The following is a 9,301-nucleotide window of genomic DNA, read 5'->3' on the forward strand; positions in this document are numbered from 1 at the left end:
TCTACCCGCCGGCAGCTCCGTACCGGTCGCGCTGGGTGCCAAGGGCCTGCGCGATCGCGACCCATGACCTGGCCTGTGAGGCCTTCACCTCGGCCCTGCGCAGATGCTTCTCGATATCGATGTTCGAGCGACCCTCCTCCGCGTCGATCTCGTCGTACAACGCCTCGGACACGAGCAGCGCCGCATGGGCCCGCCGCATCGCCTCATCCCAACTGAGCTCGTTCCACCCGGTCATCGTGCTGCTCCTCCCCGCTCGCCGACTGTTCTCCGCCAAGGCGGGATACTTCGCCCCCTTGCAGGTCGCTTCGAGCCTGCCCCCCGCAGTAGTGTGTTCCAGTTTCGAACGCTCTATTTGCCAACGGTTCGTAGCCCGGGCCGCCGAACGGTGGGGCGGCGGTCATCGATCGAGCGGGAGGGGACGTGCCGGCCATAGGGGCCGACGCCTGGTTCGGATGGGTGGGTGGAGCGCGAGCGTCCCCGCCCGAGCCCGCCGAGCAGCCACATTTCGCTGACCTGCTCGAACAGGTCGTGACCTCGGCTGGGCGGCTGGTGGGCGGCCCGGGCGCCTTGCTCTACCTCGTCGAGCACGGTGGCCGGCGGCTCGTCGTCCGGTGCGGGACCGGGTGCTTCACGACGAGCGTGGGCCGTAGCGTCGGCAAGGGGGAGGGGCTAGCGGGCGAGGTGTGGCGGATCGGCGCGCCGCTGGCCGTGGGGGAGTGCCAGACCTGGCCTCGTCGGCTGCGGGGGGATCGCGGGGAGGACGGGAGCTGCGGCGCACTCGCCGTGCCGCTGCGTTCGCGCGGCGCGGTGGTTGGAGTGCTCGGCGTGGCCTCGAGCAAGCCGGGCCGGGTCTTTGGCGAGGCCGAGATTGAGCTGCTGCGCCGCTTCGGCGACCTGGCCGGGGTGGCGATCGACAACGCCGTGCGGCTTGCCGCTGCCCGGCGGGAGCTGGCCGAGCTGGGCGAGTCCGAAGCGCGTTACCGGACGGCGCTCGAGCAGCTCCCCGCGCTTGTCTACACCGAGGTCCACGCCATCGGCGGCTCCTGGCTGTACGAAAGCCCACGGGTCGAAGACATCGTTGGCTACACGCCAGAGGAGTCGGGGCAGCCAGGGTTCTGGAAGACGATTCTGCACCCCGACGACCGTGAGCGGGTCCTGGCCGAGGACCGGCGGGTCGAGCTCACCGGTGACCCGTGGCGCATGGAGTATCGGAGCATCGCCAAGGACGGCCGCGTGGTATGGCTCCGTGACCATGCTGTGCTGGTGCAAGGCGAACCCGGCGAGCCGAGCTTGTGGCACGGGTTCGTCATCGATATCACCGAGCAGAAGCTGGCCGAGCAGGCGATGCGCGAGGCGCTTGAGCGCGAGCGGCAGGCCACCGGGCAGCTGCGGGCGCTCGACGAGGTAAAGAACGTCTTCCTCAACGCCGTCTCCCACGAGCTGCGCACCCCGCTTGCGGCGATTGTCGGTATTGCACTGACATTGCAGCGAGCGAGGTCGACGCTGGCCGAGGAGGATGCCGCCGACCTGGTCGACCGGCTGGTCGCCAACGCCAGCAAGCTGGACCGGTTGCTCAGCGACCTGCTGGACTTGGACCGGCTGAACCGCGGGATCGTGACGCCCAAGCTGCGCCGTACCAATCTGGCCGCGCTGGTGGGCCGCATCGGCAGGGAATGGCAGGAGATGGGCCGGTCGCTGGAGCTGGCGGTGGAGCCCGTGTTCGCCCAGGTGGACCCCGCCAAGGTCGAGCGGATCATCGAGAACCTGCTGGCCAACGCCGACCGTCACACCCCGCCGGACACGCCGGTCTGGGTCAGGGTCGCCCGCCAGGACCGGGGCGTGCTGATCGCGGTCGAAGACGCCGGCAGCGGGGTGCCGCCCGAGCTGCGGGCGGTCCTGTTCGAGCCGTTCCGCCAGGGACCGGAGGCCCCGACCCACGCGCCGGGTGTCGGCATCGGTCTCACACTCGTGGCCCGCTTCGCTGAGCTGCACGGCGGCCGAGCCTGGGTCGAGGAGCGGCCCGGCGGCGGCTCGTCATTTCGGGTCCTGCTACCCGACCCGCCTGCCTCTGCGGCAGCCACCGGCCCCGCCGACTGAGCGCCAGGACGGCGTCGTCTCGCCGACTGAGCCCCAGGACGGCGTCGTCTCGCCGAACGTCGGGCTTCGGCCCCTGGAGTCCCAGGAGCCGGCGGGCGGGAGCGACGCGAACGCAAGCTGAACCGGGAGCAAGAGCTGCGCATCCTTCGGCTGCTGAGCAGGCGGCGGCGCTGGTGTCGGCCGAGCCCCGCTACCGGCTCCGCCTGCTGGCCGGTACTTCGCCGGGGGTAGAGGGCCGCCGCGCCACTGCGCCCGCCGGGCGACCCGCAAAGCCTCCGTCCAGACGACGACGGGAGCCCTGGAGATCGCGACCATCGGTGGGACCCATCACCGAGCTGGGAGAGCTCGCGACATGCAAAGAAACATGACAGCGGCGCCGGCCGACCGCGCGGCACGGCAGCGATCAACCAACGGGTTCCGTGAGGCCGCGGAGGCCGCACCCGCCGTCGTGGACGCGGGCGGCGCGGTCGCGCGCGCCGTGCGGGCGACGAAGGTCTACGGCTCGGGCCCAACGGCGGTGCGGGCGCTCGACGAGGTGACCGTCGACCTGGAGAGCGGGCGCTTCACGGCCATCATGGGCCCGTCGGGGTCGGGCAAATCGACCCTCATGCACTGCGTCGCCGGGCTGGACACCCTCACCTCGGGCCAGGTCTTCCTCGGCGGCGTCGAGCTCGGCTCCCTGTCGGACAGGGAGCTGACCCTGCTGCGCCGCGAGCAGGTCGGGTTCGTGTTCCAGTCCTTCAACCTGGTCCCCACGTTGACGGCCCTGGAGAACATCACGCTGCCGCTGGCGCTCGCCGGCGCGCGGCCCGACCGGAGCTGGCTGGACGGCATCATCGACACCGTCGGCCTGCGTGAGCGCCTGGCGCACCGCCCGGCCGAGCTGTCCGGCGGCCAGCAGCAGCGGGTCGCGGTGGCGCGTGCGCTGGTGACCCGACCGCGGATCGTCTTCGCGGACGAGCCCACCGGCAACCTCGACTCCCGCTCCGGCGGCGAGATCCTCGCCTTCCTGCGCCGCGCCGTCGACGAGCTGGGGCAGACGGTCGTGACCGTCACCCACGACCCGGTCGCGGCAGGCTACGCCGACGCGGTGCTGTTCCTGGCCGACGGCCGCATCGTCGGCCAGCTGGCCTCGCCGACGCCGCAGACCGTCCTTGACCGCATCAAGTCTCTCGGGGAGTGAGGTGCAGCATGCTCGCGATCATCCTCAAGGGCCTGTGGAGCCACAAGCGGCGGCTCACCGGCACGTTCCTGGCGGTGCTGCTGGGAGTCGCCTTCCTGTCGGGCACGCTGGTGCTCGGCGACACGCTGCGGGCCAACTTCGACACCCTGTTCACCAGCGTGACCGGCGACACCGGCGCCGTGGTCCGCAATGCCACCAAGGTCGACTCGAACCCGGCCGCCCCGCGCGGGCCGATCGACGCCTCGCTGGTCGAGCGTCTCCGCTCCACGCCCGGCGCGGCGGAGGTCCTGCCGGTCGTGACCGGGCTCGGCCAGATCGTCGGCAAGGACGGCAAGGTGCTCAGCACCATGGGGCCGCCCCGGGCGGGCAACTGGATCACCGACCCGAGCCTGACCCCCTACCGGCTCGCCGAGGGCCGCGCGCCACAGGCGCCTGACGAGGTGGTCGTGAACCGGGGCGCGGCCAAGGACGGCGGCCTGCGCGTCGGCGACCGCACCGCGATCGTCGCCCCACAGCGGGTCCCCGTGACGGTCGTCGGCATCGTCACCTTCCAGGACGCCGACGCCTTCGGCGGCTCCAGCTACGTCGGCTTCAGCCTCGACGGCGCTCGCCAGCACCTCACCAACCGGCCGGGCGAGGTCACCAGCATCCTGGTCAAGGCCGCCGCGGGCGTCTCGCAGCAGGAGCTGGTGCAGGAGCTGCGGCCGCTGCTGCCCGCCGGCGTCGAGGCGATCACCGGCAAGCAACTGAGCCACGAGAGCATCACCGACATCAACCAGGGCTTCCTCGGCGTCTTCCGCACCTTCCTGCTGGTGTTCGCCGGGATCGCCCTGTTCGTCGCCATGTTCAGCATCGCCAACACGTTCTCGATCATCGTCGCCCAGCGCACGCGCGAGTCCGCGCTGCTGCGCGCCATCGGCGCGTCGCGGCGGCAGGTGCTGTCGTCGGTCGTGGTCGAGGCCCTGGCCGTGGGGCTGGTCGCCTCGGTGGTCGGCCTCGGCGGCGGGATCGGCGTCGCCACGGGCCTCAAGGCCCTGTTCGCCGGGTTCGGCTTCCCCCTGCCCACCAGCGGCCTGGTGGTCAAGGCGAGCAGCGCGGCCCTCTCGGTCGCCGTGGGCATCGGCGTGACCCTGCTGGCGGGCGTGCTGCCTGCTCTGCGGGCGTCGCGGGTGGCGCCGCTGGCGGCCATGCGAGCGGTCGCCGCCGAGCCACCAGCCGCATCGCGCGCCCGCGGCGTCACGGGGGCCGTCCTGACCGGCGCCGGCGTGGCCGCCACGCTTGGCGCGGTGCTCGCCGGCGGCGGCGCGACAGCGCAGCTCACCGGCGTCGCGGCGGTCCTCACCATGGTCGGCATGGTGGTTCTCGGCCCGGTGGTGGCCAGGCCGGCCAGCCGCCTCATCGGCGCGCCCCTGCGGCGGCTTCGCGGGATCACCGGGTCGCTTGCCAGGCAGAACGCCATGCGCAACCCGCGCCGCACGGCCGGCGCCGCCGTCGCCCTGATGATCGGCGTCGCCGTGGTCGCGCTGTTCACGGTGTTCACCGCGTCCGTCCAGGCATCCATCCAGCAGACCGTGTCGCGCTCGTTCGGCGGCGACCTGGCAATCACCTCCAGCGGCTTCACCGGCGGCCGGCTCGACCCGCGGCTCGCGGATGCGGTCGCCAGGCTTCCCGAGGTCCGGCAGGCCGCCGGAATCGGCACGCGCAAGGCCCTGGTGGGCGGCTCCAGCCAGGAGGTCACGGTCGCCGACCCTGCGCGGCTGGACGGCGTGGTGGATCTCCAGATGGCGGCCGGCTCGATCGGTGAGCTGGCCGGCCAGCAGCTCGCCGTCGCCAAGAGCGTGGCCGACGACAAGGGCTGGCGGGTCGGCAGCGCGGTACCGGTCCGGTTCGCCGACGGCGCCACCGAGACGTTCACGCTGGGCGCGATCTACAACAGCCAGGACGCGGTCGTCGGCAACTACCTGCTGCCCCGCGCCCAGTGGCCGCCCCACGCCACCGACGTCGACTCGACCGTGCTCATCGCGCTGCGGCCAGGCACCGACCTGGACGCCGGCAGGGCAGCGGTCGAGCGGGTCGCCGGCGCCTACGGCAATCCCGACGTGCAGGACCGCGCCCAGTACGCGGACACGCTCACCAGCGCCATCGATCCGATCATGACGATCGTCTACGTGATGCTCATGCTTGCGATCGTGATCGCGCTGATGGGCATCGCCAACACGATGTCACTCTCGATCCACGAGCGCACCCGCGAGCTCGGCCTGCTGCGGGCGGTCGGGGAGACGCGCGGGCAGGTACGGGCGATGGTGCGTTGGGAATCGGTGGTCGTCGCGCTGTTCGGCACCGCCGGCGGCCTGGGGCTGGGCGTGTTCCTCGGCTGGGCGCTGGTGCGGGCCGCCGCGGGCGACGGCACCACCGCGTTCGCCGCCCCGCTCGGGCAGCTGGCGGTCATCCTGCTGGTCGGCGCCCTCGCCGGCGTGCTCGCCGGCCTGCGCCCGGCGCGCCGGGCGGCGAGGCTGAACGTCCTCGCCGCCATCGCCAGCGAGTAGCCGGACGCCGCGCCACCCCGGGACGGGACCTGGGGTGCATCCCGACCGCGGAGGCGACGAACAGCAGGCCGGCAACCACGAAGTTGCTGATCTGGATCCAGCCCAGGCCGCCGAGGCTCAGCAGGCTCAGCGGGTGACGTGTGGGGTCGAACCCGTCGCGGGACAGCATCTGGAGCAAGCCCACGACGACGAACAGCGGGCCGGCGGCAACGCCGCAGGCCAGCAGCGCTCTGGTCGCGTTCGTGGTCGTCGCCGTGGGTGGGCTGTGCGCCCCAGCGCGAGGTGTGGTGAGGTTCTGGGTCATCGTGGTGTCCTCTCGCTTGGTGCCACATTGCCAGGTACGTCGAAGCTGCTGTTTTGTTGGGCGTCTGGCCGTCTTGCGCGGTCACCTCCTCGAACGAACGGTGACGGCCACAGACTTGGCTCGCAGAACGTCGGGTCCCGAGGATCCAGGGGAAGGACCTCGAGCCACGAACGCCGCCGTCGGCCTCTCGGTTTCTGGATGCGGACATGCTTCATCTCGGCTCGTCTCCCTCCTCGCGTACCTTCTGGCCTGAACGACCAGGGCTGCCCGGCGGAGACCCCGCACGCGGGGTCTCCGCCGTGTCGACTCAGCCCCGCAGCGGCTTGCCGGTCTCAAGCAGCGTCTTCAGCCCGCTGAGGACCTCGTTCCAGCCACCGCCGGCGCCCTCGTGTTCCATCGCGCCGCTGACCAGCGCCGCGAGCTGCGGTGCGCCCTGGAGGTCGTGGGTCACCGTGAGCCTGGCGACGCCGCCCTCGAGCTCCTCGAGCTCCCACGTCAGGCGCGTGAACCCTTCCGCCGCCATGGTCGGGTCCATGAGCATGCGCCAGGTCTGGACCAGCTTGCGCGGCGGGTCGGCCTCGACGACCTCACCGTCGACGACCACGTCGGGGATCGGGTGGCCCAGCTCCGCGCCGTGGACCCGCATCGCCTCGCTCGGGTACGCCCGGTACGCGCCGCCCGGGCGCAGGTCGTACTCGACGCGCGACTCGTACAGGTACTGCTCGGTCCACTCGGGCTTGGTGATCGCCTCCCAGATCGCCTCGGGCGTGGCCTTGATGTAGACCCGGTGGACCTGCGTGGTCGTGCCGGGTTCCGTCGTGCTGGTCATGGCTTCTCCTCGAGCTTGGTCTTGAGGTCGGCGAGCGCCGAGACGTGGCGCTCGGTGTACTTGTCGATCCAGCGGTCGTGGAGCAGCCGGATCGGCACCGGGTTGAGGTAGTGCAGCTTCTCCCGGCCCTGCCGGCGCGTGACCACGAGGCCCGCGTCTTCGAGCACGCGCAGGTGCTTCATGACGCCAAAGCGGGTCATCTCCAGCTCGGACTCAAGCTCGGTGAGCGTGCGGCCGTCACGCGCGAAGAGCCGGTCGAGCAGGAAGCGCCGCGTCGGGTCGGCGAGTGCTTTGAACACGCGGTCGTCGTCGGTCACACCCCAAGGATAGGTGACAGGACAGTCACGTGTCAAGTTGGTCACATGTCAGGCCCGCTGGCGCCGTATCCACTGCTGGCGGCGGCGTGGGGTCCGCGTGCCCGAGGTGGACCCACCCCTGTACCGGCCCTGGCGCGGCCATCACCACGTCGAGGTCAGCGAGGCCCAGCTGAAGCCGCTGATCGACCTGCTCATCCAGCAGCACCCACCAGGGTCGGAGTGGCGCTGGGGCTTCAACTGGCTGCCCGGCCAGCCACGCCGTGCGCGGGTGGATGCCGAGCAGGGCATCGACCTGGGTAGGGTCCTGACACAGGCGAGAGGGCAAGCCAGCTCCTGAGCCACTGGCCCGCTGGTGGCAGCAGCGGCGTCCTGCCGTAGCCACGGTCAAGCGCGATCGAGGCATGCGGCCAAACTCTTGGGTGCCCGCTGCCCACGTCGGTCGAGGCTGACCGCACCCAACAAGTTCGGCCGTCCCATCGCCCTTGACCTCGCGGCAGCAGTGCCCACCTGCGCCACCGGCCCCCGGGGCGAGCAGCAGGCCAGCTGAGCAGTGATGCAGACCTCCACCCCCGCCGCAGCAGCGGTGCGGAGCAGGCTCTCGGCGCCGTTCATGCCTGTTCTCCCAGCTTCTCAGCTCGGAACATCGTCGACGGTCGGCGCGGCGCTTCCCCACCAGCTTTCGTTCCCAGATCGCTGCGTGTCAAGCGACAACCGTGGCGCGACGGCCGGCCGCACAACCGAAAGACCAGGCGGATGAAGGGTGTTGAAGACGCTGGGGCAAGGCCGTGCCATCCGCGTGCCACATCGGACAACCTCGGTTCCAGCAGGACAACCACGCTAAGGCCCCATCCTCTCCTACCTGGGGAGGAGAACACGGGCAGGACAGACAAACAGGCGAAAGCGCGCCTGATAAGGAAGGGGTCAGTGAGGCCCTGAACGATCTTGCCGCGTCCCGGCCGATCGTCGCGTTCCTTGGGCGCCGAGGGACCGGGAACGCCAACGGCGTCGGCGCCCGGACGGGACCGCCCATCCATTACGCCTCGTTCAGCCGCCACATCTGGTACAGCCAGATCAGGTCATAGGCGACCCAGAGGACGTACCCCGCCAGCAGCAGCGCCGAGACGACATCCTCGAGGACGGCCACCTCCAACGCGAGCAGCAGGACCAGGAAGACGACGGCGCCGAGGAAGCCCCACCGCAGGCTGCGCCGGCCGAACCACAGTACGTTCCATGCCTCGTTGAGGACGAGCACCACCAGCGCAAGCACGACCGCGACGGTGTCGCCGTGGGCGAGCGCGCGATCGAGTACGACGCCCATCAGCAGGTAGTAGACCGCGGCAGCGGCGACCAGCGCCGGGTAGGGCACCATGAGGCGTGGCCACCGCAGCGCGCGGAACCACTGCTGCGCCTCCCGGCTGACGAAGACGTTGCCGAGCACCGCGGCGCCGAGCACCAGACCGAGGGTGACGAGCAACCGACCCCAGTTCATCCCGCCTCCAAGGGCCACAATCCCCGCGTAGTCAAGCACGAGTGGTCGGCCTTGCCGGGCCTGGCCTGGTCCACGTTAGGTCCACGTACCATCGAACCCATCCGAACCCAGCGGTTCGTAACGGTCTCTGTAGCGATCCTTGGTCGCTAGCAAGCTGCCGTCAGGTCGGTCGGGCGTTGATCCTGTCCGTGCCCGAGCTCCGCGCGGGCGCTCTGGACGGGCTCGCCCAAACGGTCCAGATACTCGCCGAGGTGCCTGGACGAGTTCGAGGCCGACCTCGACATGCTCAGCGACGCCGTTGCCGACCTCCGGATGATCCTCGATCAGCGGCGCGGACTACGCGACCGCAGCTGCGTAGTACGGCAGCCGAGGGGCTTGGTAGAGACCGCATCCGGCCCTGATCTCTGCCGGGGAGTCTAGCGAGTCGGTTGGGTATCCCGATCGGCCTGATTGCGTTTCTGCCGGCACGGCAGAAACGCAGGTCATGACCACACCCGCTGGTTCGCAAGTCGGACAATCGCTGATACGCGACCGGC

9 protein-coding genes are annotated in these 9,301 nt (G+C 71.0%); 4 read left to right on the top strand and 5 right to left on the bottom strand.

Annotation, left to right across the window (positions count from 1 at the left end):
- Position 1: 1 nt before the first annotated feature.
- Positions 2–235, bottom strand: a complete 234-nt coding sequence (locus VG276_24185) for a hypothetical protein (protein HEV8652398.1) — start codon at positions 233–235, stop codon at positions 2–4.
- A gap of 185 nt (positions 236–420) precedes the next feature.
- Between VG276_24185 and VG276_24190 the strand changes: the two genes are divergently transcribed.
- The 3 genes from VG276_24190 (at position 421) to VG276_24200 (ending at position 5,826) form a co-directional block, all read left to right on the top strand.
- Complete coding sequence (locus tag VG276_24190; protein HEV8652399.1) at positions 421–2,097, top strand: ATP-binding protein; 1,677 nt, start codon at positions 421–423, stop codon at positions 2,095–2,097.
- Between the two features lie 364 nt (positions 2,098–2,461).
- Positions 2,462–3,280 (top strand): ABC transporter ATP-binding protein, encoded by an 819-nt coding sequence (locus tag VG276_24195; GenBank protein HEV8652400.1) that lies wholly within the window; start codon positions 2,462–2,464, stop codon positions 3,278–3,280.
- Positions 3,281–3,288: 8 nt separating this feature from the next.
- Complete coding sequence (locus VG276_24200) at positions 3,289–5,826, top strand: FtsX-like permease family protein (GenBank protein HEV8652401.1); 2,538 nt, start codon at positions 3,289–3,291, stop codon at positions 5,824–5,826.
- Here the strand turns inward: VG276_24200 and VG276_24205 are convergent.
- From VG276_24205 to VG276_24215, 3 genes are all read right to left on the bottom strand, one after another.
- Complete coding sequence (locus tag VG276_24205; GenBank protein HEV8652402.1) at positions 5,726–6,130, bottom strand: DUF998 domain-containing protein; 405 nt, start codon at positions 6,128–6,130, stop codon at positions 5,726–5,728. The genes VG276_24200 and VG276_24205 overlap by 101 nt on opposite strands.
- 307 nt (positions 6,131–6,437) lie before the next feature.
- A complete protein-coding gene (locus VG276_24210) occupies positions 6,438–6,959 on the bottom strand; it encodes an SRPBCC domain-containing protein (GenBank protein HEV8652403.1) in 522 nt (173 codons plus the stop codon).
- The gene (locus tag VG276_24215) at positions 6,956–7,276 is read right to left on the bottom strand and encodes a metalloregulator ArsR/SmtB family transcription factor (GenBank protein ID HEV8652404.1); all 321 of its coding nucleotides are present in this window, start codon (positions 7,274–7,276) and stop codon (positions 6,956–6,958) included. Before VG276_24215 ends, VG276_24210 begins: the two co-directional genes overlap by 4 nt.
- A 97-nt stretch (positions 7,277–7,373) precedes the next feature.
- Between VG276_24215 and VG276_24220 the strand changes: the two genes are divergently transcribed.
- On the top strand, positions 7,374–7,613 hold the full coding sequence (locus VG276_24220) for a hypothetical protein (GenBank protein HEV8652405.1): 240 nt from the start codon (positions 7,374–7,376) through the stop codon (positions 7,611–7,613).
- Between the two features lie 696 nt (positions 7,614–8,309).
- On the opposite strand, the gene VG276_24225 is transcribed toward VG276_24220, so the two are convergent.
- Complete coding sequence (locus VG276_24225) at positions 8,310–8,765, bottom strand: tryptophan-rich sensory protein (GenBank protein ID HEV8652406.1); 456 nt, start codon at positions 8,763–8,765, stop codon at positions 8,310–8,312.
- Positions 8,766–9,301 lie beyond the last annotated feature (536 nt).

It is taken from the genome of Actinomycetes bacterium (assembly GCA_036000965.1).
GTDB lineage: Bacteria > Actinomycetota > CALGFH01 > CALGFH01 > CALGFH01 > DASYUT01.

Bases quoted from the DNA above. Each gene is read 5' to 3' on its own strand.
- VG276_24200 (HEV8652401.1), top strand. From the start codon at position 3,289: ATGCTCGCGATCATCCTCAAGGGCCTGTGGAGCCACAAGCGGCGGCTC.
- VG276_24225 (HEV8652406.1), bottom strand. From the start codon at position 8,765: ATGAACTGGGGTCGGTTGCTCGTCACCCTCGGTCTGGTGCTCGGCGCC.
- VG276_24185 (HEV8652398.1), bottom strand. From the start codon at position 235: ATGACCGGGTGGAACGAGCTCAGTTGGGATGAGGCGATGCGGCGGGCC.
- VG276_24210 (HEV8652403.1), bottom strand. From the start codon at position 6,959: ATGACCAGCACGACGGAACCCGGCACGACCACGCAGGTCCACCGGGTC.
- VG276_24205 (HEV8652402.1), bottom strand. From the start codon at position 6,130: ATGACCCAGAACCTCACCACACCTCGCGCTGGGGCGCACAGCCCACCC.
- VG276_24195 (HEV8652400.1), top strand. From the start codon at position 2,462: ATGACAGCGGCGCCGGCCGACCGCGCGGCACGGCAGCGATCAACCAAC.